Here is a 25,278-nt window from a genome sequence, read left to right as displayed (position 1 = left end):
CATTTGTGATTCAATATGTGTATAAGTCACATTTTTTGAATATTAAGGCAATGATGAAGGCATTGTGATTTTGTGAAAGGGATAGCTTCTTGACATCTTTTATTGATAGCTTAGTACCTCAGGCTGTAAAAAAATTAATACCTTATCAATCGGCTAGAAGAATTGGTGGTGATGGACGTGTCTGGCTAAACGCCAATGAATTGGAAAGCTCGCTGTTTCAAGGAGAAGCAAGTCATAACCGATACCCAGACTTCTTACCACAAGATATTGCTAAGGCTTACCAAGATTACTGTGGCACTGATGCTGCGACTGTTGCCGTTCGTGGTGCAGATGAAGCGATTGATTTGCTGATCAGAACATTCTGTAAACCGGCGAGCGACAACATACTTATCTGTTCTCCAACGTATGCGATGTATGAGTTTTGCGCCGATGCATTGGCGATTAATACCTTGGACTCTCCATTGCAGGAAGACTTCAGCCTGAACGTCGCTGATATCGTGAATAAAGCGGAACTGGCGAATATCGTGTTTCTTTGTTCACCAAACAACCCAACGGGTAATGTGATTCCTAAATTGGATTTGATTCAGGTACTGGAAGGCACGATTGGAAAGTCGCTAGTGGTAGTCGATGAAGCGTATATCGAATTTGAACCACAAACGTCAGCCGTTAGCCTTATTGAACGCTATCCACATTTGGTTGTGATTCGCACTTTGTCGAAGGCGTTTGGATTGGCTGCGGTTCGTTGTGGCTTTATCTTAGCGAGTCAAAATGTGATGCAGTATATCGCGAAGCTGATTCCACCTTATCCGATGCCAGATTGTTCATCTCAAATCGTTTTAGACGCTTTGTCTGATGAACGAGTCTCAGTGATGGAAGACGCAACGCTAAAATTGGTCGAGCTACGTAACTGGTTTGCTTGTGAGTTAACGCAGTTTGATTTCATCGAGTCAGTTTACCCCTCATCGACGAACTTTATTTTGCTACGTCAAAAACCTGGGTATCAAGTGTTCAGTGTATTGGCGAAGGATGGCATTGTGATAAGGAATCAAAACCACGAACCAGCCTTGCGTAACTGCGTACGAATCAGTATTGGTAGCCAAGAGAGCATGCTAGAAGTGATAACGTCACTTACACGCTACCAAACCGAGCTACAACAGACTCAACAAGATCAGCAAAAACGAAAGTATCAACAAGATCAATATATAGAAATTCAATCTCAACTCGATAAAGATCATATCTAGGATGGCAATGATGAAAAAGATAATACTAGGACTCGCTTGTACGGCCGCTTTACTTGGTACAACGGTACAGGCAAAAGAAATCCGTTTGGCGTCAGACTTTACGTATCCGCCATTCAACTACAAAAACAGTGCCGGTGTGCCTGTCGGGTTTGATATTGAGATAGCTGATGCCTTGTGTGAGCAAGCGAAGCTCGATTGTACTTGGGTTTCACAAAGTTGGGATTCGTTGATTCCAAGTTTATTGGCAAGAAAGTCAGATGTGATCATGGCGTCGATGCGTATTACCGAAGAGCGTAAGCGCAAGATCTTGTTCACTGATAAGTACTACCAGACCCCAGCTGTGTTTGTTGCTGCTAAAAGCGCGGAGTTCAGCGTTGATGAGGCAGGCTTAGCAGGCAAAACCATCGGTGTTCAGCAAGGTACGATTCACGATCGCTACGTAACTGACAAGTTTGGCGATGTGGCAAACATTAAGCGTTATACCGGCCAAGATGAAGTTTATCTGGATCTGCAAAACGGTCGTCTAGATCTAACTTTCGGCAACTCAGATCAACTGTCATTGGCTTTCTTAGATAAGAAAGAAGGCGAGGGCTTTGAGTTCAAAGGCAAAGCAGTAACCGACAAAGCCTACATTGGCGAGGGTACGGCGTTAGCATTAAGAAAACAGGATTCAAAACTGGCGAAACAATTCAATGCCGCGATTGAGGAGATCAGATCGAACGGTACCTACGACAAGATCGCGTCTAAGTACTTTACGTTTGATATCTATGGCGCTGATTTATAATTCGTCTAACGCCTAAATTAGAACACCAAAAACAAAAAATCCGAGGGCTGTGAGGCTCTCGGATTTTTTAGTTTAAGCTGGTGGTGCTAATTCAGTCACCACTAGCTTAGCGTTTATTTATTACGCTTGCTGTTTTTGTAGCTCAGCTTCTTTCGTTTCGTCTTCGATTAGAGAATCAACGATTACGGCACATGCTGCATCACCAGTGATGTTTAGAGCAGTACGGATCATGTCGAAGATACGGTCGAGAGCGAACAACAGAGGTAGACCTTCGATAGGGATACCAGCCGCAAGAAGAACTGCAACCACTAGGAAAGAAGGACCTGGAACACCAGCTTGACCAACTGCACCTAGCGTAGACGTTACGATGATAGCAACGTAAGCGCCCATAGATAGGTCGATGTTGAACAGCTGTGCGAAGAAGATAGCCACTAGGCCGTAGTAGATCGCGTTACCAGACATGTTGATCGTCGCGCCAAGAGGCAGAACGAATGAAGCAGTAGAGTTACGAACGCCAAGCTCTTTCTCAACTGTTTCCATTGTTACTGGTAGTGTTGCCATTGATGAAGCAGTTGATAGTGCTACCGCTTGAGGCTTCTTCATTGCTACTAGGAACTTCTTAGCTGAAGTCTTAGTGAAGATTTGAATCATCAGTGGGTAGGCAACAAAGCCGAAAATCAGGATCGCAGCGATGTAAACAATGAACAGTTTGAACACAACCATAAGTGCGCCGAAACCGAAAGTACCTACTGCTTCTGCCATTAGGCCGAATACGCCAAGTGGTGCGATGATCATCACCTTGTTGATCATCCAAACCATAGCGTCAACAATCGCGTTTACGCCATTGATGATAGGGTCACGTTTTTCTTTCGCTTGCTTAGAAAGCGCGATACCAAAGAACAAGCAGAAAACGAGAATTTGCAGAATGTTTGCTTCATTCAATGATTGGAAAACGTTGGTAGGGATCATGCCAGTGATGGTTGCCCAGAACGTTGGAAGTTCGCCTTTCGCAGCGTATTCAGAAGAGAACATGCCTTCAACGCCAGAAACATCGATACCACGACCCGGTTCGAATACTTCACCCATTACCAGCGCTAGTGCTACAGCAAGTGCAGACGTTAGTGCAAAGTAACCTAGTGTTGTTACACCGACTTTACCTGCAGATGAACTGTTGCCCAGACCAGCAGCACCTGAAATCAGTGCAACTGCTACTAGAGGGATAACCAGCATCTTGATCAAATTGATGAAGATAGCGCCCAGTGGAGCGAACATAGTTGCGCTGTCACCCATCATCGCACCGACTACAGTACCGACGATCATTGCAATAACGACTTGAACGCCGATGTTGCTTAGTAAACTCTTTTCTTTTAACACTTCCATAACCTCTGTGCTACTAAATATAAAAATCCCAGAACTACTCACCAATGTACGATGTACCATTGGATTAATATTTCGCGAAGAGTTTTACACGTATCCTTTACATTTATCAATATGAGCAGAGGTGAAAGTCCTCCAAAAATAGGTGGTCTAATGTCATTTGTTGATTTTGCACAACAATGCAATCGTTTGCTTTGGTTTTTTATTGCGATGTTATTTGTTGGATTTATAAAAGTCTTTTTGCTGGGTGCTTTGTGAATGATTTCGAGGCGTTGGTATTAGAACTGTTTTGTTAACATTTGGTTTTCATTTTTGGGTGTTTTTTAGTCTGGGGATTTGAGTGAATTGAAAGATGCGTGTTGTGTGAAATTTCGCCTGAACTATGCTTAAGGTATCTATTTATTACCAAGATGTTATCTCTACGCTTTAAATAAAACGTCTATCTAGCATCTCAGTTGTAAGGAGAGGGGCTATGACTTTTATATTAAAGTACTTGTTTGCGTTTTTTCTGTTGTTCAGCTCTGTGTTTGCTCAGGCCGATGATGTCTGGGTTATTGAGGTGAATGGAGGGATAGGTCCCGCGACCAGTGACTACCTCACTAGAGAAATAGAACAAGCTTACGATGAGCAAGCTAAATTCATCATTTTGAAAATGAACACGCCCGGCGGGTTAGATTCGTCGATGCGCGACATTATTCGATCCATCACCACGTCACCGATTCCGATAGCAACTTGGGTTGGGCCCGCGGGCTCACGTGCGGCGAGTGCGGGAACCTACATTCTACTTGCTAGTCACATTGCCTCCATGGCGCCCGGAACTAATTTGGGCGCAGCCACGCCGGTGTCTCTTGGCGGTGGCAAAGCGCCGACTAATCCATTATCACCTCAAGACGATGCCAATAAAGATGATAACGCGTCAGCAAGTGAGCAAGACGAAACGAAACAAGAGAATTCAGACCAAGTAAAAGCCTCCACTGCGATGGAGAAGAAAGTCATCAATGATGCTGCTGCCTACATCGTTAGTTTGGCTAAGCTGCACAAACGTAACGAAGAATGGGCAGAAAAAGCGGTAAGAGAAGCGGCGAGTTTGGACTCAGAGAATGCGCTCGAACTTAACGTGATTGATTTCATCGCGAGCGACCTACAGCAATTGGTTGAGTTGAGTAATGGACGCACCATCATAATCAATGGTGTCAGTCAGGAAGTCCAACTTAGTGATGTTGCTTTTGTCGAGCGAGAACAAGACTGGCGCTTTAGTTTGCTTTCGGTGATCACTAATCCAAATGTTGCTTACATTCTGATGCTAATCGGTATCTATGGCTTGCTCCTTGAGTTCTATAACCCCGGCGTTGGTTTACCGGGTGTATTAGGGGGAATTTGTTTGCTACTCGCCATGTATTCCTTACAAATGCTGCCAGTGAGTTACGCAGGCCTTGCGTTAATTCTATTGGGAATTGCCCTCATGGTGGCAGAAGCCTTTAGCCCGAGTTTTGGTATCTTCGGGTTGGGTGGCGTCGCCGCATTCACTTTGGGCTCGATCATGCTGATGGACACAGAGGTACCGGGTTACCAAATTGCATTGCCGCTAATCATTGGGATCAGTTTGTTCTCTGTTGCCTTTATCGTCGTCACCATATCCATGTTAGTTCGAGTGAGAAGCAAGCCAGTGACTACGGGGATGGAAGCGGTTGTCGGTGATACAGGTAAAGTGGTAAGCGGTTTCCCAGGAGCAGGTCGAGTATTGGTCGAAGGTGAGATCTGGCAAGCTAAGTGCGCTAATGAACTGAAAGCAGGGCAGAGTATCAGAGTCACCAAGCTCACAGGGCTTTCTTTGGATGTTGAAGCGCTGTCCGATGATACACCATCGAAACTTGGTTAGTGCGGACTGTTAGCACGTATTGTTAGCGTGGAATGCTAGGACAAACTTGATTGAATTATTTATTGCTTAACCATCGTTACCATTAGGGGGCGGTTATGTTTATACACACTATAGGTATTGTCATCGTGCTCGTTATCTTGTTGATAGCCAGTATGTTCAGAGTTCTGCGCGAGTACGAGCGTGCAGTAGTGTTCTTCTTAGGGCGCTTTTACGGTGTTAAAGGACCTGGTTTGATAATCATCATTCCTTTTATCCAACAAATTGTGCGAGTGGATCTACGAACTATCGTTTTGGATGTACCGACGCAAGATTTGATTACTCGAGATAACGTGTCGGTTAAGGTCAATGCTGTGGTCTATTTTCGAGTGCTTGATCCGAAAATGGCGATCAACAACGTTGAGAACTATCTTGAGGCCACCAGTCAACTTTCACAAACAACGTTACGTTCTGTTCTAGGGCAACATGAGTTGGACGAGCTATTGTCAGAGCGAGAAGAGCTCAATAGAGATTTGCAATCGATACTGGATCAACACACCGATAACTGGGGGATTAAGATTGCCAATGTCGAGATCAAGCATGTCGATCTAGATGACAGCATGGTGCGAGCTCTTGCTAAACAAGCAGAGGCGGAACGTTCTCGTCGAGCCAAGGTGATACATGCAACGGGTGAGTTAGAGGCATCAACTAAGTTAAGAGAAGCCGCGGAAGTGCTAAACAAAGCACCTAACGCCATTCAGTTGCGTTACATGCAGACTCTAACCGAAGTGGCGAATGAACGCACCACGACCATCGTCTTCCCGATGCCTGTCGACTTGGTGGATAAGATCACCGACCCCATCAAAGCGACACTTAATGAAGCTGCTATTAAGAAAGCGATGAAAGTGGATGATTAGCTAGCGTGAATGACAAGCAATAAAAAAGGCTCCACATCTGTGGAGCCTTTTGATATTTGAAGAGTTAGTTCTATTTATTGACCGTAGATTACTTTTGCGTAGCCGCTTTCATTGGCGTAACAAACTCAGCAAGTGCTTTAAGCATTGCTTCTGGTTGTTCAACGTTGTTTTCAATGATTTTTACGACCGCTGAGCCAGAGATCGCACCGGCAGCGCCAGCTTCGATGGCTTCTTTGACTTGCTCAGGAGCCGAGATACCGAAACCAAGCAGTGCTGGTGGCGCGTCAAACTTGTTCAAACGATCAAGCAGTGCGGTTACTGGCATGTTTGCTTTGGTTTCTGCACCCGTTACGCCAGCACGAGAAAGTAGGTAAGTGTAACCACCACCTAGCTCAGAAACTGATTGAAGCGTCTCATCACTTGCTGTTGGTGGAGCAATAAAGATTGGGTGAACGCCAAACTTCTTCGCTGCCGCAACAAACTCGCCACTTTCGTTAGTTGGTACGTCAGCAATCAATACTGAATCGATACCCGCATTAGCACAACGCTCGTAGAAGTTCTCGATACCACGTGCGTAAACCAAGTTCGCGTACATCAGTAGGCCAATTGGTAGCTCTGGGTATTTCGCGCGGATTTGTCCAATAAGATCAAAACACACATCAGGTGTTACTTTAGAATCTAACGCACGAATGTTCGCACCTTGGATTGTTGGGCCATCAGCCAGTGGATCAGAGAACGGAATGCCAAGTTCAAGCGCATCAGCCCCCGCTTCTACCAGCGTTTCCATGATCTTAAGTGATTGCTCAGGGTTAGGATCGCCAACCGTTACGAATGGTACAAATGCGCCCTGATTCTTTTCAGCTAAGCGAGTGAAGAGTGATTGATAGCGATCCATTATAATGCTCCTTTCTCTTTAAGAATGTCGTGTACAGAGAAAATGTCTTTGTCACCACGGCCAGATAAGTTAACTACCAATAGTTGTTCTTTCTCTGGGTCGTCGTGAGCCATTTTGATTGCATGAGCCAAAGCATGAGATGACTCTAGCGCTGCGATAATACCTTCGTTACGTGCGATAGCTTGGAAAGCTTCTAGTGCTTCGTCATCAGTCACGTTGTCGTATTCAGCACGGCCAATGGCATTTAGGTGCGCGTGTTGAGGACCAACTGATGGAAAGTCTAGACCCGCAGAAACAGAGTAAGACTCTTCCACTTGGCCATTTTCATCTTGCATTAGCGGTGCTTTCATACCGAAGAAGATGCCGGTTTTACCGTGTTTAAGCGGCGCGCCGTGTTGGTCGGTATCAATACCTTTACCTGCAGGCTCAACACCGATTAGGCGTACAGACTCTTCTTCAATGAAGTCAGCGAACATACCGATAGCGTTTGAACCACCGCCGACACAAGCGATAACCGCATCAGGAAGGCGACCTTCACGAGCTAGAATTTGGTTCTTCGTCTCTTCACCAATCATGCGTTGGAAATCACGAACAATCGTTGGGAATGGGTGAGGACCCGCAGCCGTACCCAGTAGGTAGTGTGCGTCTTCATAAGTTGCAGACCAGTCACGTAGCGCTTCGTTACATGCATCTTTTAGCGTTGACGAGCCAGAATGAACAGGGATAACCTCTGCGCCCATTAGCTTCATGCGGAACACGTTCGGGCTTTGACGTTCAACGTCTTTTGCACCCATGTAAACACGACACTTCAGACCTAAGAGAGCACAAGCTAGAGCCGTTGCAACACCGTGTTGGCCTGCGCCAGTCTCAGCGATGATTTCCTGCTTACCCATGCGTTTTGCCAGCAATGCTTGACCAAGTACTTGGTTTGTCTTGTGGGCGCCACCGTGAAGTAGATCTTCACGCTTAAGGTACAGTTTGGTTTTTGTGCCTTTAGTTAGGTTACGAGTCAACGTTAGTGCCGTTGGACGACCAGCGTACTCTTGAAGAAGCGTCATGAATTCACTGCGGAACTCAGGATCGGCTTGCGCATCGATAAATGCTTGTTCAAGTTGGTCTAGTGCTGGCACTAGGATCTGCGGTACGTATTGACCACCGTATTCACCAAAGTAGGCATCGAGTTTAGCCATTGTGTTATTCCTTCAATTCTATTGATGTGTATTCACACCAAGTCATTTAATCTTGCTTGAGCTCCGCAAAAGGCAAAGCCCACAAATAAGTTTCTAGTGATTAGGCTCGTAATTTAGAAAAGCTTAGTAATTACGAATCGCTGTAAAAGCGCGTTGCAGTTTGTCTGCGTCTTTTTTACCTGGAGCTGATTCAACGCCAGAGTTTAGGTCTAATCCTAAGCAGCCTAACTTAGCCGCTTGGTTAGCATTTTTTGGATTTAGACCACCAGCCAACATGATTGCGCTTTGGTTATTGATTAGGCTCCAATCGAACGCTTGACCAGTACCACCTGTTTGAGAACCCACTTTAGTATCGAGTAGGTGACGAGTCACGTTGCTTTCCAGTAATTCTGGTAGTGAGCTTTTAGCACCGGAAGCAACACCGTAAGCTTTCCAAATCTCAACGCTTTCAGGCAGTGATTGCTTTAGTTCATCGACAAACGCTTGAGACTCGTCACCGTGCAGCTGCACAGCGAACAGGCCTAGCTCAGAAACCGTTTTTGCCACGTCAGTAACGCTATGGTTTTGGAACACGCCGACATAGTTTAAAGGAGCGCCACTCATGGTCAAACGAGCCGCTTCAATATCCACATGACGTTTAGATGCTTCAACGAAAATCAAACCACCGAAGACTGCACCTGCTTGATACGCTTTCGCGGCATCGTCAGGGTGGGTTAAACCACACACCTTATTTTCACCGAGTGTCACTTTACGTACCGCAAGTTCAAGGTTCTTTTCAGCCATCAGAGAGCTGCCGATTAGGAAGCCATCTGCAAACGTTGAAAGGTCACGAACTTGTTGGTGAGTGTAGATACCAGACTCTGAAATCACGACTGCGTTTGGAGCCAGTTCACGAATCAGCGGAGCCAACTCTTTGGTACGATTCAAATCAGTCGAAAGGTCACGAAGGTTACGGTTGTTAATGCCGATCACTTTTGCTTTTAAAGAGACTGCGCGATGAAGTTCTTCTTCGTTGCTGACTTCGGTTAGCACACCCATGTTGAGTGAATGTGCGACTTCCGCCAGCGCTTTGTACTCTTCGTCATCCAATACCGATAGCATCAACAAGATTGCGTCAGCTGAGTAGTGACGAGCTAGGTACACTTGGTAGGTATCAACCATGAAGTCTTTACACAAAATAGGCTGCTTAGCAATGCTGCGAACTTTAGGTAAAAACTCAAAGTCACCTTGGAAGTACTTCTCGTCTGTCAGCACTGAAATCGCGTTTGCGTGGTTGTTGTAAACTGATGCAATGTAGTCCAGGTCAAACTCGTCACGGATTAAACCTTTTGACGGAGAGGCTTTCTTACACTCAGTGATGAAAACGGTTTGCTCACCACTCAGAGCATCATAAAAGCTGCGGTCTGTTGAAGTTAGTGACGCTTTAAATTCGTTTAGTGGTTGAGTCTGCTTACGCGCTTCAACCCATTGGTATTTATCACGAACGATTTTTGCTAATACTTCCGCCATTTCAGCTTCTTTGACTGAAACGTGGGTCGACAGTTTATCGGTAGTCTGTGTCATGTTCTTTGTCTCAATTCGTCGTTCGTTAGGCGTGAGCAGCAAGCTTTTGCACAAGCTCGTAAGCTTTACCTGAGTTCATCGCGTCAATTGCTTGTTGTGCGTTGGCTTTTAGATCTTCATGACCAAATAGACGCATCAGTAGAGCAACGTTGACTGCCACTGCGCCAACTTGAGCATCAGTGCCTTTACCCGTCAGTATATCGGTTGTGATGGCTTTGTTTTCTTCTGGCTCGCCGCCCTTGATTGCTTCAAGAGGGTGAGTGTTCAAACCAAAGTCAGCCGGAGTTACGGTGTACTCGTTAATCTCGCCATCTTTAATTTCAGCAACGATAGTCTCGCCATGAATCGCCACTTCATCTAGGCCACTACCGTGAACAACCGCAGCACGCTTCATGCCCATTTGCAGCATGGTTTCTGCGATCGGGCGAACCAACTCTTTGCTGTAAACACCCATTAGCTCGATGTTAGGGCGAGCAGGGTTAATCAGTGGGCCAAGAATATTGAAGATAGTGCGCGTTTTCATTGTTTGACGAACCGGCATCGCGTGACGTACACCAACGTGATACTGCGGAGCAAATAGGAATGCTACGCCAAGTTCATCAACAGCAGTACGTGTGTCTTCTGCTGTCATCGCTAGGTTGATACCGAATGAATCCAGTAGGTCGGAAGAGCCTGATTTGCTCGATACACTACGGTTACCGTGTTTCGCGACTTTTAAGCCACACGCTGCGGCAACAAATGCAGAAGTCGTCGAGATATTAATGGTGTTGTGACCGTCGCCACCTGTACCTACGATGTCTGCGAAATCGTAATCAGGGCGCGGAAACGGGTTTGCATTCGCAAGCAGTGCTTTCGCTGCACCTGCGATCTCATCGGGCGTTTCGCCTTTGATTTTCAGTGCCGTTAGCGCAGAAGCCATCAAGATTGGGTCAAGTTCGCCCTTGATGATCACATCAAACAATTGTTGGCTTTCTTCTTGAGTAAGAGACTGCTGTTCGTAAAGTTTATTAATCTGTTCCATGATCGTTTCCTATTTTCCAGTCTTTTCAAGGCGAAGAGGTTTCTCAAGAGCCCATTCGATAGCGTTTGCTAGAAGCGTTGCACCGTAGGTCGTCATAATTGATTCAGGGTGGAATTGGAATCCACAAACCTTGTCTTGTTCTTGAACTACAGACATCACCAAATCATCGACTTCAGCGGTCACCGTTAGGCTATCGGATACATGCGTTGCCACTAAAGAGTGGTAGCGAGCAATAGCCAGTGGCGAAGGTAAGCCTTGGTAAGTCGCATGGTTTTGGTGTTCCATCATTGACACCTTACCATGAATGATTTCGCCTGCGCCTGCAACGGTACCGCCATAAGCTTCAACGATCGCTTGGTGGCCTAAGCAAATGCCAATCATTGGCACTTTGCCTTTTAGCAGCTGAATCAGCTCAGGCATGCAGCCCGCGTCTGCTGGAGCGCCGGGGCCAGGTGAAAGTAGGGCAACAGGGTTGTCTAATTCGTTGATCGCCGCTTCAACCACCTTTGCGGGAATGTTGTTACGGTAAATCTTAACGCTGTGACCTAATGAACGAAATTGGTCTACAAGGTTGTAAGTGAACGAGTCGAAGTTATCGATGAATACAATATCAGCCATGATTACGACTCCTTCTTATTTGATGAGTGTTGGTTTGTAGCAGAGCTCTTAGTATGCGCTGCTTGAATCGCAGAGATGACCGCTTGAGCTTTGCCGCGAGTCTCATCAGCTTCTGCTTGTGGGTCTGAGTCGAATACTACACCAGCGCCAGCTTGTACTTGTGCTACACCATCTTCAACGTAAGCAGAACGAATCACGATACACGTATCTAACGTGCCTTCACCTGTTAGGTAACCTACTGCACCGCCATAGCTACCACGACGCGTTTTTTCTACATCACGAATAAGCTGCATTGCGCGGATTTTTGGTGCGCCTGTTAGCGTACCCATGTTCATACAAGCTTGGTAAGCGTGCAGCGCATCTAAGTCTTCACGCAGTTGACCAACAACACGAGAAACCAAATGCATCACATGGCTGTAGCGATCAACTTTCAGTAGGTCTGCTACGTGGCGAGTGCCAGCTTCGGCAATACGTGCCACATCGTTACGCGCTAGGTCGACAAGCATCATGTGCTCGGCGTTTTCTTTCTTGTCGGTGCGCAGTTCAAGCTCGATACGGCTGTCTAGGTCGAAATCAATTTGACCATCAGGACGCTTGCCGCGACGACGAGTACCCGCAATTGGGTAGATCTCGATTTGATTGGTTTCGGTCTCGTACTTAAGCGCACTTTCTGGAGATGCACCGAATAGAGTAAACAGCTCGTCTTGCATGTAGAACATGTAAGGGCTTGGGTTACTTTGCTTAAGTTCTTTATAAGCCGCCAGTGGAGCAGGGCAAGGTAAAGTAAAGCGGCGTGAAGGCACCACTTGGAATACGTCGCCTTTAACTACGTACTCTTTTAAATCACGAACCGTTTGGCAGAAGTCTTCATCTGAAACGCTCGGTACCGCTTCAACGTTGTCGAGCGGCGTTACTTCAGTGATTGCTTTCAGTGACTGGCACTGAGTTTGAATGTCAGCTAAACGGTCAGTTAATTGCGCTTTGATGCTGTCATCTTGAGCGAACAAGCTCGCATGAAGTAGGCCTTCGTTCTCTTGGTGGTCGAAACGCAATAGTGTTTCCGCAACGTAGAATACAAAGTCAGGACAATTGTTGGTTGCTTCAGCATCACCTAGCGGTTCAAAGTTAGCCACGATGTCGTAAGCGAATAAGCCCGCCATGAATAGCGCGTGTTTGTTATCTGCGTCTTGCTCAAAGCTGTGCTGAACCAAACGCAGTGCATCGAATGAAGAGGCTTCTCTTAAACGTGAGTCTTCGTCTAATTCGTTGCTTGGTTCGACAAAAGTCAGCGTCAAAACGTTATCAGTAAGGTCAGATTTTATTTCTGCTTTCACGTTTTGAGTGAGATTTTTGATAAGCGCTTGACCGTTTTCAGTCAATGCTTGAAAGGTTACTTCATGTCCGCGACATACGATACGAACAGCAGAGTCGATAAGGAGCAGGCTTGTTAGGTTCTGTTTGGATTCAATCTCAGCCGATTCCAACAGCAAACTGTCTGTTTTGTTTTCACACAGAGTATGAAAAACGCTGGTTGGATCTTGCGAGTAAGGAACTGATGAATTGATGACCTCAATGGTTCCCAGCTTTTTGATTTCAATGGCCTTGTTCACAAGACCTCCTTTATGATTCTTTAAATTTCCTGCCGTACATAGTCGCATAAAGATACCTTTCACCCAATCTAGAATATGGTCAATTCGATGATTTGTTAGTCAGTTGAATGTGAGATGTTCGACAAATTAAAAAGCCCGCTATTAAAGCGGGCTTAGTGATAACTTTTTTATAAACAAACTGTTTAACTAGAAGTACACGTTAGCCCACCAAGAACTTGTCCAAGTGCGCCACCAATTAAGCTCTGAACTTGCTTCTACTGAAGAAAGTTCTAAAACTTTATCTTTATGGTTTTGGTTAAATTCTTGTAACATGGTGAACCTATCAAATGTGATACTTCGTATTTGTGTACTAGTTAACTAGTTTTCCGCTTGCGGGTCAAGTGTGTTGACACAAATATAACGATAAAAATTGAAAACAATGAAAAAGAATATATGAGAATTGATCTACATAGTCATACAACAGCCTCAGATGGCCGACTTACTCCACCTGAGCTAATTGACCGAGCGCTTGGCTTTAATATCGAAGCGCTAGCGATTACAGATCATGACACGACTGATGGGCTTGCTGAAGCACGCAGCTATATTGCTGATAACAACCTTCCTATTCAGCTGATCAACGGCATTGAGATTTCGACCGTTTGGCAAAACAAAGATATTCATATTGTTGGGTTAAACGTTGATCCTGAGTCACCAGAACTCAAAGCGCTCATTGAGCAACAGAAGCAACACCGTATTGGACGCGCAGAGATGATTGCTCAACGTCTTGAGAAAGCGACTCGTGAAGGGGTGCTAGAAGAAGTTAAATTGATTGCAGGTGATGCGCCTATTACTCGCGCTCACTTTGCTAAGTGGTTAGTCGACAACGGCTACGCAAAAACCATGCAGCAGGTGTTTAAAAAGTTTCTTACTCGCAATAACCCAGGTTATGTGCCGCCGACGTGGTGCTCAATGAGTGATGCTGTCACGGCCATTCATGCTGCTGGTGGCCAAGCCGTACTCGCTCACCCTGGGCGATATGGCCTTACAGCCAAGTGGGTTAAGCGCTTGCTAGCTGCATTTGTTGAAGCGAAAGGGGATGCGATGGAAGTCGCTCAACCTCAGCAAGCGCAACAAGAAAGACGCACACTCGCGGATTATGCTATACAATACAAACTATTAGCCTCCCAAGGCAGTGATTTCCATTACCCATCTCCGTGGATGGAACTTGGACGTAATCTCTGGCTACCTTCTGGGGTCGAAGAAGTATGGAAAGATTGGGAGTTTCAAACGGTTTCACCATCTGAATAGTCTTTAGGTGAACCAGCTCCTTCTGATGATAGAGTCGAGAGATTCGATAACGAGGATCAACAATGAGCCAGTTTTTTTATGTACACCCAGATAACCCACAAGCACGCTTAATTACTCAAGCGGTTGCGATTATTCGTAATGGCGGCGTAGTGGTTTATCCAACAGATTCCGGTTATGCGCTGGGCTGTCAGCTTGAAAACAAACAAGCACTTGAACGTATCTGTAAAATTCGTCGCATCGATGACAAGCACAACTTCACGTTGTTATGCCGTGATCTTTCTGAATTATCACTGTATGCACGCGTCGATAACGTGGCTTTCCGTCTACTGAAAGCACACACGCCAGGTGCTTACACGTTTATCTTTAAAGCAACCAAAGAAGTACCAAAGCGTTTGATGAACGCCAAGCGTAAAACGATTGGTATTCGTGTCCCAGACAACAAGATTGCACTCGACTTGTTGGAAGCGATGGGCGAACCACTGATGTCGACGTCATTGATTCTTCCGGGTAACGAGACAACTGAGTCGGATCCAGAAGAAATTCGTGACAGCCTAGAGCATGCGGTTGATGTCATTTTGAATGGTGGTTACTTAGGTGAGCAACCGACGACGGTTATTGACTTTAGTGATGATGATGCCGTGGTTCTACGTCGTGGTGCTGGCGATCCTGCGCCGTTTGAATAATCGCTTTACTGATTAACAGTCTGTAACGATACAGCAAACCTGCCAGAGTAAATAACAAGTGCTTTTTGGCAGGTTATTTGCGATAATACGCGACCGCGATTTGGTCGCGAAAAATTCATTCGACGTCTGTGAAGACGACAATTAGGTAGAAAAGAGTAAATGAGCGAAAAATTACAGAAGGTTTTAGCGCGAGCTGGTCACGGTTCTCGTCGTGAACTAGAAGGTTTAATCAAATCTGGTCGTGTAAGTGTTAACGGTCAAGTTGCGAAACTGGGCGAGCGTCTTGAAGACGAGAACTCAGTGATCCGTATCGATGGCCATACTGTTTCAGGCAAGGCTTCTGAAGAAGTGGTTTGTCGTGTACTTGCTTACTACAAACCTGAAGGTGAGCTTTGTACTCGTCACGATCCTGAAGGCCGCCGTACTGTTTTCGATCGTCTACCTAAGATCCGTGGTTCTCGTTGGATTTCAGTTGGTCGTCTTGATGCAAACACATCGGGTCTTTTGCTTTTCACTACTGATGGTGAACTTGCAAACCGTCTAATGCACCCAAGCCGTCAGGTTGAACGTGAGTACTTAGTACGTGTGTTTGGTGAAGTGACTGAGCAAAAAGTAAAAAACGTTACTCGTGGCGTACAACTTGAAGACGGCATGGCTCGTTTTGAAGATGTGGTTTACGCTGGCGGTGAAGGTATGAATCATACTTTCTACGTAGCGATTAACGAAGGTCGTAACCGTGAGGTTCGTCGTCTTTGGGAATCTCAAGAAACAACAGTAAGCCGCCTGAAACGTGTACGTTACGGTGATATCTACCTTGATAAGAAACTGCCTCGTGGCGGTTGGAAAGAGCTAGATCTTCAAGAAGTTAACTACCTGCGTGAGCTTGTTGAGCTTAAGCCAGAGAAAGAGACTTTGTTGGATCTTGATCCTTCAAACACTTCTCGTAAGCGTGAGCGTTCTCGTAGCCAAAAAATTCGTCGTGCTGTTAAGCGTCACGAAGAGCGTGCAAACGCACCAAAAGGCCGTAGCAACCAAACTAAACGCAAGAAGCCTGCAACTCGCGGTACTACAACACCTGATTCAGGTCGTAGTGCTCCAGCTGCAAACAAAGGCAAACCTCAGGCTAACAAAAGTAAGCCTAAGCTGAACAACGGTCGTCCGGCTAAACCAGCTAAGCCAAGAACACGTCAGTAATTACGTAAGTTCTTACGCGTAAGCTTCATTAGCTGAAAGCACTGAATACTAAAAACCTGCTCATTGAGCAGGTTTTTTTACGTCTGAAGCAATAGAAGATGAGGGATGCGAATAACCGAGTATCGAAAACATGCTGCTATAAACGACAGTAAGCGTGCCTTTCGTGTACGCGCATCTATAATCTGCTCGTATTTCGTATTTCGTATTTCGTATTTCGTATTTCGTATTTCGCATCTTTGACTATTTATGATTCGAGAAGTTATCGCCTTTCGCCAGTCGGTCGTAAAGCACAACATTCACTGATGCCGCTAGATTCATGCAGCCGTTGGTTGGAACGTAAATCGTCTCACGACAGAAGTCGGTGATCTCTTTCTTTAGCGTGCCATCTTCTGGGCCAAAAATGTAAAACGCACGTGGTGGGTGCTTGTAATCAGGTAGTGGCTTAGCACCTTCAATCAGATCAACAGCAACCGGCACGCAGCCTACTGGAATAATATCTTTCAGCTCTTCAACACCAATTAAAGGCAGGGCTAGGTGCTTTTCTTTGGTGTCGGTATGGAATTTTCGCGCATGGTCGTAGCGTGTACCAGTGTAAAACACAGAGTTGGCGCCGTAGCAGCCAGCTGCTCGCATTACAGAGCCTACGTTTTCAGGCGTCTTTGGGTTAACTAGGCCAATGCAGGCATAGCCTTTTGATTGTGTGTCTGTTTTTGCTTTGGTCATAATCAGTGAATCTAAAGTTGATGATGAAAGTGAGTAATCACGATGAGAAATGGCGTGATAAAAATAGCCGAGCAATCGGCTCGGCTAACTTTTAACTCGCTTACATGAATACTTGTTTACTCATGCAAATGAGCGTCAACAGCGGTATTAGTCGCGTTTCCACAGCATGTGACAGAACTTATGGTCTGGATCACGGCTGATTAGCATGCGAGCAAATACGTCGTCAAGAACGTCATCAGCTTCATTCACAAGACCAATTCGCACTTCAGCGTAGATTTCTTTGTCGACTTCAAAGCCAACATGTTCAACCCAATCATCGCCAGTTTCAACAAGCTCTGCTGCGCCACGATCTTCAAACTGAGCCGTGAAAAGAATCACGTCTGCAGGTTCTAGGTTGTCAGGTGCCATCTCTAGGAAGATGTCGTATGCAGTGTCAATTGCGTCGTCATAAGACATTAGGTCGTTAGCTTCGGTCATAATAAGTATCTTAGCTTGCGCGGTTCATGTATTTACGTTCAGCAGTGTTTACTACTACTTTGTCGCCAGTCGCGATGTACTCAGGTACTTGGATAGTAAGACCTGTAGAAAGACGAGCAGGCTTAGTACGAGCAGACGCTGATGCACCTTTGATTGAAGGGTCAGTCTCTTCGATAACTAGCTCAACAGAGGTTGGTAGCTCAAGCGTTGCAGCGTTGCCATCGATAAGGATCGCGTACATGCCTTGAGTTTCTTCGTTGATGAACAGTAGTTCGTCTTCGATTGTTTCACCGTTGAAGATGAATTGTGTGTAATCTTCGTTATCCATGAAGATGTACTCGTTGCCATCAACGTAAGAGAACATTACTGCACGCTTAGTTACGTCGATAGTTTCAACGATTTCGTCAGCCTTGTGGCGAACTTCAGTTTTAACGCCAGTTGCTACATCGTTACCACGGAAGCGGTAAATCTTTTGGCCACCGCGGCCGCCTGGTGTTGTTACTTCGATATCTTTAACGATCACTGTTTTGCTTTCTACTGTGATAGCAAAACCTTTTTTAATTTCACTTGCTCTAGGCATTTTGTGTTTGTCCTTAGTGGGTCTATCCGCTGATTATATCTCGGAGATGCTATAAATAGGAATAGCTTGAATCATAAAGTCACCTAGGCGATCATAGAGTTACTGTTAAATCATGATTTTATTTACCGAAACGACCTATGCCGCTACCCGTTATTGACCCAACACAGCCATTTCAACCTGAATTTCAACCTGTGGTTAACGATCTGATTACCTTTCTAAAAGGTGGGTTAGGATCTAATCTACACAGTGTCTATATTTATGGCAGTGTCGCTCGCAAGCAAGCCGTCGTCGGTCGCTCAAATCTTGATGTGGTTGTGGTGACACATCGCCCGTTTCCTGATCAGCGAACCACGCTGTTAAACACCATTAAATGGCGCTTCCAAAAAAGCTTCCCGCAGGTCACTCAAGTGGCGATTAAAACTACCTTAGTGAGCGAGATAGTCGATTTCGACAACATCTTCACTTGGGGCTTTATGCTCAAGCATTTGGCGGTATGTGTGCACGGTGAAGACTTATCGGATTGCTATGGTGATTTTGAAACGAGTTGGGAAATTGCCAAGCATTGGAACATGGATGCTGAAAACTGGTTAGCGGTGTATCGCAACAAAATTGCCCGAGCAACAACGCCAGAACAACAAGTGGCCGCGCAAGTGATCATTGCCAAGAAGCTGCTAAGAGCAAGTTATTCTTTGGTGATGTATCGCGATAAGTATTGGTTTGATGATCCTGTCGAATGTGGCCAACAGTTCTTGAAGTATCACCCAGATAGAGAAGTTGAAATTCAACGATTGGGCATCTTACTTTCTGGAAGAGCGATTCCGAAACGTTCGGTTATCGGCATTCTGGATGGTTTTGGAGAGTGGCTAGTTAAGCAGTACCAGAAAACAGAGTTTCGAATCGGATAGAGCTTCGTAATCTATCGATATAAAAAAGCAGAGCGAATTGAACACTCCTCTGCTTTTTTGTTTCTATTACAGCTCAAAGTAGTTTTAGAATAGACCTAACTGCTGTCCGCTGACTCTTTCAAAATCTAAGCCAATAAAGGGCAAGATTGCCTCTGCGACGGGTTTAATCTGCTTATCGATATAGTGCTGATAATCGATACCACTCTTTAAATACTCTTTCGGCTCAGGGCCACTCAGAGTAATCAAATACTCAATACGTCCTTTGTTTTGGTATTGAAGAGGGCGTCCTAACTGAGCATTTATTTCATCGGCCATTCTTGCAGCCCTGACTTGTGGCGGAATGTTCTTTTGGTACTCATGTAGCTTACGACGCAGACGCTTCTGGTAAACCAATAAATCGTCATGTTTACCCGCTGAAGTCTCATCAACAAATTGTCTGACATAGTCGGTAGGGTCTTGGTCGTGAAATACCATCTCATACAGGGTTTGTTGGAATTGCTGTGCGAGAGGTGTCCAATCGGTGCGCGCACTCTCTAGTCCTTTAAAGATGATCTTCTCTTTATCACCTTGAGTGATTAAGCCCGCATAACGTTTCTTCGAGCCTGTTTCTGAGCCTCTAATGGTTGGCATTAGAAACTTGCGATAGTGAGTCTCGTATTCCAATTCGAGTATAGAAGTCAGGTTGTAGGTTTCTTTTAAGTGGTTCGTCCACCAATCGTTGATGTAAGCGACCAGTGCGTTTCCGATCTCGTCTGCTTTTTCCTGATCATAGCTGCCGTTCAGAGACACGAAGGTTGAATCTGTGTCCCCATAAATCACTTGATAGCCTTTATCTTCGATCAGAACTTTAGTTTGCTTCATGATCTCATGCCCACGCATGGTGATAGAGGAGGCCAAGCGCGTATCAAAGAAACGGCAGCCAGACGAACCTAACACCCCATAGAATGAGTTCATGATGATCTTAATCGCCTGAGAGAATGCTTTTTCGTTGTTCTTCTTCGCAACATCACGTGCTGCCCAGAGGTTTTCAATCATCTCAGGCAGAAAGTGTTTAGAGCGGTGGAATTGCCCACCGCGAAAACCATTAACCGCTTGATCTTCAGTTGGCCCGATTTCCAACTTTAACCCTTCGATTAACCCCATAGGGTCAATCAAAAACGAACGAATGATGGACGGGTATAGGCTTTTAAAATCGAGTACCAGAACTGAGTCATACAGGTTAGGAATAGAATCCATTACGTAGCCACCGGGGCTGGCAATCCAGTTCTCCGGCTCTAAGTTAGGTGCGACATAACCCGCTCTGTGGATTTGAGGAAGATATAAATTAGTAAAGGCAGCAACAGAGCCACCAACGCGATCCAGCTCTACACCGGTTAATCGAGAGCGCTCAATGGCGAAGTCGAGTAGGTGAGTGTGCTCGAAGATGCGGTTTACTAGCACACAGTCTTGAAGGTTGTACTTGGCGAGTGAAGGCTTATCGAACTTAAACATCCGGTTGATCTCATCCATACGGTCATGAGCGTTGTGGATGTCTTTGCCTTCACCAAGTAGCTCTTGCGATACCGACTCCAGCGACCATGAGCGGAAGTGATAGGTCGCCGTTTTAAGCATATCGATACCATCCAAGACAACGCGCCCGGGAATAGTGATAAAACCTTGTTGATTTTGTGCCGAACTACGGAAAAAGCTCGGTTGATTGTCTCTGCCGATGTTGAGCTTCACTTCGTTCCATTCTGAACGTTTGTGCAGTAGCCTAAAATCGAAGTCAATAACGTTCCAACCAATGATGATGTCAGGATCGAATTCAGAGAACCAAGCTATCATTGCTTCGAGTAGCGCTTTTTCGTTGGCTACCCATTGGATATTGGTTTCAGCTCGTTGTGGTTCGCCGACCATGATCACTCGACTGTCCATCGGGCTGTCTAGGCCAATTGAATAAAGCACGCCTTTTTCTGAACACTCAATATCAAGCGAGACCACCGATAGGTTGGGTAAGTAATCACCTGCTCGGCATTTTGCGCTTGAGACTCGATGATACTTATTTTTTTGCCTACCAGATCCGGTGAACTCAATACTTCCCTTGATAAATCGTTCCATCAGATATCGATCGGCGAGTCGAATATCGCTTTCAAAGGTTTGGATTTCTTCGTTGTGAAAGACTTGCGCTAAACCAAAACTACTTCTCGACAGAGATGTATAACACGCGGCTAGAGGCGTTTGCTCGAATGTGGCTAGCCCTAGAGGCTTGAATTTGCAATTGATTGACTCTTTCGCTGCGATAGCCTGACATGCTTCTACATCAGCTTGCGCGACGAAAAATACAGGCTTTTCATTTTGAATTGTCAGTAGAGTAGGGCCTTGAGGGGTGCTTAACCACAAGTCGATTTGCGTGCGCCCTGAAAAGTCTCTTGCTTGTCTTGTGAGCACAAAGCCTTGCTGAATATCCAATGTAGTAACCTATTGAAATTGGGAATCGAATATTACCACCTAGCGACCCTCAGCGCACAACAGGCAGCAAAAATACTAACTAAATTCTAGTTAACAGAGCCAAATAACGGGACTCTATAAGCAAATAAGTGAAATTGTCGAGAATGGTCATTCAATGGTATTGAAAATATCTTTATCTTGTGTAATTTTATTGGGTGTTGTTTTAACTGATTGATTTTTAGAAAAAGCTTGTTGTTTTAGTTAGTTTATTTGTTAATAAGTACTTGCTAAAGTTGGTGTTTCAGCACATATTCAACAGAGCTTTTTTTTAGTAATTAAGTTAAGATGTACTCAATGCTGCGATCCACTGTTCCTTTGTTTAATTGTTTCAAACAGATGAAACGACACAGTGGTTGCAGAGCCAATTAATAGTGTGGAGATACAAGTTTGATAAATGTTTTCCTTGTAGATGATCACGAGCTGGTTCGCACAGGGATACGACGTATTATTGAAGACGTCCGTGGAATGAACGTAGCAGGGGAAGCTGAAAGCGGTGAAGATGCTGCAAAATGGTGTCGTACTAACAATACTGACGTTATTTTGATGGATATGAATATGCCTGGTATTGGTGGCTTAGAAGCAACCAAGAAAATCTTGCGTTTCAACCCTGATGTTAAAATCATCGTTTTAACTGTTCATACGGAAAATCCGTTTCCAACTAAAGTGATGCAAGCTGGGGCTGCTGGTTACCTTACTAAAGGAGCAGGTCCGGATGAAATGGTAAATGCAATTCGAGTGGTTAATAGTGGCCAACGATACATTTCCCCAGAAATTGCGCAGCAGATGGCTTTGAGCCAATTCTCGCCTGCGTCTGAAAATCCATTCGCAGACTTATCTGAACGTGAACTTCAAATCATGATGATGATTACTAAAGGTCAGAAAGTGACGGATATTTCAGAACAACTCAATCTAAGTCCTAAAACAGTCAACAGTTACCGCTACCGTTTGTTCAGCAAGCTGGATATCAGTGGCGATGTAGAGCTGACGCACTTAGCGATTAGACATGGAATGTTAGACACTGAGACCCTTTAACACTGAGATCGTATAGTGACCAACTTGTTTGACTCAGTCTCATTCCTCAAAACAGTAACAGAACAGCCCGGCGTTTATCGAATGTATAACGCCGAGGCTGTTGTTATTTACGTCGGTAAAGCTAAGAACCTCAAAAAACGCCTTTCCAGTTATTTCCGTAAAAAAGTCGACAGTGAAAAAACACGCGCTCTAGTCAGCAACATCGACAAGATTGATGTGACTGTAACGCACACGGAAACCGAAGCTCTTATTCTTGAGCACAACTACATCAAGCAGTATCTGCCGAAATACAACGTACTTCTGCGTGATGATAAGTCGTACCCTTATATTTTCATTAGCGGTCACAAGCATCCTCGTTTGTCGATGCACCGCGGTGCTAAAAAGAAAAAGGGTGAATACTTTGGTCCTTATCCTGACTCCGGCGCTGTGCGTGAGACGCTACACTTAATACAAAAAATCTTTCCTGCTCGTCAGTGTGAAGACACGGTTTATGCAAACCGAACCCGCCCATGCTTGATGTATCAAATTGGTCGTTGTGCTGCGCCATGTGTTAGCTCGATTATCTCTGATGAAGAGTACAGTGAGCTTATCGACTATGTTCGTCTATTCCTGCAAGGGAAAGATAAGTTGGTGCTAGAGACGCTCATCGAGAAGATGGACACGGCCAGCCGAGAGCTTCGCTTTGAACAAGCCGCCGCTTTCCGCGATCAAATCCAAGCGATTCGACGTGTGCAAGAACAACAGTATGTATCTGACGACTCTATGGAAGATATGGATGTGTTGGGCTTTGCTCAAGAGAATGGTGTGGCGTGTATTCATATCTTGATGATTCGCCAAGGTAAAGTCTTAGGTAGCCGAAGCCACTTTCCTAAGATTCCAAACAATACGGTGCGAGAAGAGGTCTTTTCGAGCTTTTTAAGTCAGTATTACTTAGCGCATAATGAAGCGAGAACCATTCCAACCCGTTTGATTCTGAACGCGGACCTGATGGAAGACGTCACACCAATCCAAGAAGCTTTGTGTGAAGTTGCAGGTCGTAAGATCCATTTCAACACAAACCCTTCTGGTACTCGTGGTCGTTACCTTAAATTGTCGAACACCAATGCGTTAACGGCGATTACGACCAAGATTAATCACAAGATGACCATCAATCAGCGCTTCAAAGAGCTACAAGAAGTGCTGTCGATGGATGCGATTAAGCGCATGGAATGTTTCGATATCAGTCATACCATGGGTGAAAGCACGATTGCGTCTTGTGTGGTGTTCAATCAAGAAGGCCCTGTGAAACCAGAATACCGCCGTTACAACATCACTGGCATTACCGGTGGTGATGATTACGCGGCAATGGCACAGGCACTTGAGAGACGTTACTCGAAGCAACTCGATGTCGACAAGATCCCAGACATCATCTTTATCGATGGTGGTAAAGGTCAGCTAAACCGCGCGCATGAGATCATTTCTCAATATTGGGGTGATTGGCCGTTTAGACCAAGAATGATGGGTATTGCGAAAGGCGTGACTCGTAAACCGGGTTTAGAGACTCTAGTGACTTTAGAAGGGGAAGAGTTCAATTTACCCAGTGATGCTCCAGCACTGCACCTTATCCAACACATCCGTGACGAAAGCCATAATCACGCGATTGCAGGGCATAGGGCGAAACGTGGTAAAACGCGAAGAACCAGTGCTTTGGAAGGAATTGAAGGTGTTGGACCTAAGCGTCGTCAAGCTTTGCTGAAATATATGGGTGGCTTACAAGAACTTAAGCGTGCAACTGTCGAAGAAATAGCCAAAGTGCCGGGCATTAGTCATTCTTTGGCAGAAAACATTTATCAAGCATTGAAACAATAGTAAAAATCCCGCACCATTAAAGCGCAATTAATAAGAGCCCAATAATATGCGTTTGAATATACCTAATATTTTGTCATTACTGAGACTATTTTTGATCCCAGTATTCGTTGTCGTTTTCTATCTACCTTATCAATGGGCTCCTTTTGCTGCTGCGATGGTGTTTTGGGTAGCAGGTTTCACTGATTGGCTAGATGGCATGCTAGCTCGTAAGTTAGGGCAAACGTCTCGCTTCGGTGCCTTCATTGATCCGGTGGCTGACAAAGTGTTGGTTGCTACGGCTCTTATCCTGATTACTGAGCATTACCACTCGATTTGGGTGACTATCCCAGCAGTGACCATGATAGCTCGTGAGATCATCATTTCAGCGCTTCGTGAATGGATGGCTGAAATCGGTAAACGTGCAAGTGTTGCAGTATCTTGGGTCGGTAAGGTTAAAACGGTTTCTCAGATGTTCGCGTTGTGGGTGCTTATTTGGCGTTATGACGATTGGATGGTTTGGGTTGGTTACATCGCGCTCTACGTTGCAACGATTCTAACCTACTGGTCGATGGCGCAATACTTGATGGCCGCCAAAGACGACTTGTTAGACGAAAAACATCATTGATGAAGAAGCGAGCTGAGGCTCGCTTTTTTGATCTTTAACCTAACGTTAAGTTATCAATAGTGGATATCTAATGTGATATAGATCTCCTTTGAATAACCTGCTCACAGTGTGTTTTGAACATAAAGTCAGCTATTTGGCCTGTTTCGTATGAAATCTATTCAAACGAATTAAAAATACAAAAATAATATTGACTCAATCGTCTGAATCCGTAGAATGCATCCCGTACCCAAGAGGATGGCAATGAGCAATTCGATTGGAGTTACTAAGGCGCCTTGGCAGAGTGGCTATGCAGCGGATTGCAAATCCGTGGACCTCGGTTCGACTCCGGGAGGCGCCTCCATTCTCTCTTTCTCCTAGAAAGAATACGAATGAAAATGCGATACTAGC

General features: G+C 45.2%; 23 protein-coding genes, 1 tRNA gene and 1 other annotated feature. Of the genes, 12 read left to right on the top strand and 12 right to left on the bottom strand.

Features of this window, described 5'->3' with window-relative positions:
- Positions 1-89 precede the first annotated feature (89 nt).
- Both hisC and FTW16_RS19010 read left to right on the top strand, forming a co-directional pair.
- Positions 90-1,241 (top strand): histidinol-phosphate transaminase, encoded by a 1,152-nt coding sequence (gene hisC, locus FTW16_RS19015; RefSeq protein ID WP_146492144.1) that lies wholly within the window; start codon positions 90-92, stop codon positions 1,239-1,241.
- Between the two features lie 10 nt (positions 1,242-1,251).
- Positions 1,252-2,025: an ABC transporter substrate-binding protein gene (locus FTW16_RS19010; RefSeq protein WP_146492143.1), complete on the top strand. Its 774-nt coding sequence runs from the start codon at positions 1,252-1,254 to the stop codon at positions 2,023-2,025.
- Positions 2,026-2,145: 120 nt separating this feature from the next.
- Here the strand turns inward: FTW16_RS19010 and FTW16_RS19005 are convergent, their stop codons facing one another.
- Positions 2,146-3,465, bottom strand: a complete 1,320-nt coding sequence (locus FTW16_RS19005) for a dicarboxylate/amino acid:cation symporter (protein ID WP_315897550.1) — start codon at positions 3,463-3,465, stop codon at positions 2,146-2,148.
- Positions 3,466-3,874: 409 nt separating this feature from the next.
- Here FTW16_RS19005 and FTW16_RS19000 point away from each other — a divergent pair, with 409 nt between their 5' ends.
- Positions 3,875-5,281 carry an NfeD family protein gene (locus tag FTW16_RS19000; RefSeq protein WP_146492141.1) on the top strand — a complete coding sequence of 469 codons (1,407 nt, stop codon included), beginning with the start codon at positions 3,875-3,877 and terminating at the stop codon, positions 5,279-5,281.
- A 95-nt stretch (positions 5,282-5,376) separates the two neighbouring features.
- Positions 5,377-6,174 carry a slipin family protein gene (locus FTW16_RS18995; RefSeq protein WP_048664711.1) on the top strand — a complete coding sequence of 266 codons (798 nt, stop codon included), beginning with the start codon at positions 5,377-5,379 and terminating at the stop codon, positions 6,172-6,174.
- Positions 6,175-6,262: 88 nt separating this feature from the next.
- Here FTW16_RS18995 and trpA read toward each other — a convergent pair whose 3' ends face one another.
- From trpA to FTW16_RS18960, 7 genes are all read right to left on the bottom strand, one after another.
- Positions 6,263-7,069: a tryptophan synthase subunit alpha gene (trpA, locus tag FTW16_RS18990; RefSeq protein WP_061018380.1), complete on the bottom strand. Its 807-nt coding sequence runs from the start codon at positions 7,067-7,069 to the stop codon at positions 6,263-6,265.
- The gene (gene trpB / locus FTW16_RS18985) at positions 7,069-8,259 is read right to left on the bottom strand and encodes a tryptophan synthase subunit beta (protein ID WP_060982409.1); all 1,191 of its coding nucleotides are present in this window, start codon (positions 8,257-8,259) and stop codon (positions 7,069-7,071) included. The genes trpA and trpB overlap by 1 nt, the downstream gene beginning before the upstream one ends.
- 123 nt (positions 8,260-8,382) lie before the next feature.
- Complete coding sequence (gene trpCF / locus FTW16_RS18980; RefSeq protein ID WP_146492140.1) at positions 8,383-9,822, bottom strand: bifunctional indole-3-glycerol-phosphate synthase TrpC/phosphoribosylanthranilate isomerase TrpF; 1,440 nt, start codon at positions 9,820-9,822, stop codon at positions 8,383-8,385.
- A gap of 25 nt (positions 9,823-9,847) precedes the next feature.
- On the bottom strand, positions 9,848-10,843 hold the full coding sequence (gene trpD, locus FTW16_RS18975; protein ID WP_146492139.1) for an anthranilate phosphoribosyltransferase: 996 nt from the start codon (positions 10,841-10,843) through the stop codon (positions 9,848-9,850).
- A gap of 9 nt (positions 10,844-10,852) precedes the next feature.
- Positions 10,853-11,461, bottom strand: a complete 609-nt coding sequence (locus FTW16_RS18970; protein ID WP_017063544.1) for an aminodeoxychorismate/anthranilate synthase component II — start codon at positions 11,459-11,461, stop codon at positions 10,853-10,855.
- 2 nt (positions 11,462-11,463) lie between these two features.
- A complete protein-coding gene (locus tag FTW16_RS18965) occupies positions 11,464-13,071 on the bottom strand; it encodes an anthranilate synthase component 1 (protein WP_146492138.1) in 1,608 nt (535 codons plus the stop codon).
- 125 nt (positions 13,072-13,196) lie between these two features.
- Positions 13,197-13,311 (bottom strand) — a sequence feature (Trp leader region).
- On the bottom strand, positions 13,258-13,383 hold the full coding sequence (locus tag FTW16_RS18960; protein ID WP_009848753.1) for a trp operon leader peptide: 126 nt from the start codon (positions 13,381-13,383) through the stop codon (positions 13,258-13,260). (Overlaps the previous feature by 54 nt.)
- A 120-nt stretch (positions 13,384-13,503) precedes the next feature.
- Here FTW16_RS18960 and rnm point away from each other — a divergent pair, with 120 nt between their 5' ends.
- The 3 genes from rnm (at position 13,504) to rluB (ending at position 16,235) form a co-directional block, all read left to right on the top strand.
- Positions 13,504-14,358, top strand: a complete 855-nt coding sequence (gene rnm, locus FTW16_RS18955; protein ID WP_048659601.1) for an RNase RNM — start codon at positions 13,504-13,506, stop codon at positions 14,356-14,358.
- A 62-nt stretch (positions 14,359-14,420) separates the two neighbouring features.
- Positions 14,421-15,041: an L-threonylcarbamoyladenylate synthase gene (locus FTW16_RS18950; protein WP_009848751.1), complete on the top strand. Its 621-nt coding sequence runs from the start codon at positions 14,421-14,423 to the stop codon at positions 15,039-15,041.
- Positions 15,042-15,200: 159 nt separating this feature from the next.
- A complete protein-coding gene (gene rluB, locus FTW16_RS18945; protein WP_017055112.1) occupies positions 15,201-16,235 on the top strand; it encodes a 23S rRNA pseudouridine(2605) synthase RluB in 1,035 nt (344 codons plus the stop codon).
- 240 nt (positions 16,236-16,475) lie between these two features.
- Here rluB and FTW16_RS18940 read toward each other — a convergent pair whose 3' ends face one another.
- The 3 genes from FTW16_RS18940 to yeiP form a co-directional block, all read right to left on the bottom strand.
- Positions 16,476-16,958 (bottom strand): RNA methyltransferase, encoded by a 483-nt coding sequence (locus FTW16_RS18940; RefSeq protein ID WP_017061495.1) that lies wholly within the window; start codon positions 16,956-16,958, stop codon positions 16,476-16,478.
- 147 nt (positions 16,959-17,105) lie between these two features.
- Positions 17,106-17,435 carry an HI1450 family dsDNA-mimic protein gene (locus FTW16_RS18935; protein ID WP_017055114.1) on the bottom strand — a complete coding sequence of 110 codons (330 nt, stop codon included), beginning with the start codon at positions 17,433-17,435 and terminating at the stop codon, positions 17,106-17,108.
- 10 nt (positions 17,436-17,445) lie between these two features.
- Positions 17,446-18,015 (bottom strand): elongation factor P-like protein YeiP, encoded by a 570-nt coding sequence (gene yeiP / locus FTW16_RS18930; RefSeq protein ID WP_017055115.1) that lies wholly within the window; start codon positions 18,013-18,015, stop codon positions 17,446-17,448.
- Positions 18,016-18,152: 137 nt separating this feature from the next.
- On the opposite strand from yeiP, the gene FTW16_RS18925 reads away from it, so the two are divergent.
- Complete coding sequence (locus FTW16_RS18925; protein ID WP_146492137.1) at positions 18,153-18,920, top strand: nucleotidyltransferase domain-containing protein; 768 nt, start codon at positions 18,153-18,155, stop codon at positions 18,918-18,920.
- An 84-nt stretch (positions 18,921-19,004) separates the two neighbouring features.
- Here the strand turns inward: FTW16_RS18925 and FTW16_RS18920 are convergent, their stop codons facing one another.
- On the bottom strand, positions 19,005-21,368 hold the full coding sequence (locus tag FTW16_RS18920) for a DNA polymerase II (RefSeq protein WP_146492136.1): 2,364 nt from the start codon (positions 21,366-21,368) through the stop codon (positions 19,005-19,007).
- A gap of 426 nt (positions 21,369-21,794) precedes the next feature.
- On the opposite strand from FTW16_RS18920, the gene uvrY reads away from it, so the two are divergent.
- The 4 genes from uvrY (at position 21,795) to FTW16_RS18900 (ending at position 25,231) form a co-directional block, all read left to right on the top strand.
- Entirely contained in the window at positions 21,795-22,439 is a 645-nt protein-coding gene (gene uvrY / locus FTW16_RS18915) for a UvrY/SirA/GacA family response regulator transcription factor (RefSeq protein ID WP_004729778.1), read from the top strand.
- A gap of 15 nt (positions 22,440-22,454) precedes the next feature.
- Positions 22,455-24,287, top strand: a complete 1,833-nt coding sequence (gene uvrC, locus FTW16_RS18910) for an excinuclease ABC subunit UvrC (RefSeq protein ID WP_102432892.1) — start codon at positions 22,455-22,457, stop codon at positions 24,285-24,287.
- A 46-nt stretch (positions 24,288-24,333) separates the two neighbouring features.
- A complete protein-coding gene (pgsA, locus tag FTW16_RS18905) occupies positions 24,334-24,891 on the top strand; it encodes a CDP-diacylglycerol--glycerol-3-phosphate 3-phosphatidyltransferase (protein WP_019821134.1) in 558 nt (185 codons plus the stop codon).
- A 266-nt stretch (positions 24,892-25,157) separates the two neighbouring features.
- Positions 25,158-25,231, top strand: a tRNA-Cys gene (locus tag FTW16_RS18900).
- Positions 25,232-25,278 lie beyond the last annotated feature (47 nt).

The organism is Vibrio sp. T20 (genome assembly GCF_007858795.1).
In the GTDB taxonomy this organism is placed as follows: domain Bacteria; phylum Pseudomonadota; class Gammaproteobacteria; order Enterobacterales; family Vibrionaceae; genus Vibrio; species Vibrio satsumensis.
Note: the sequence above shows the minus strand (reverse complement) of the source record. Positions and strands in the feature narration are given on the sequence as shown.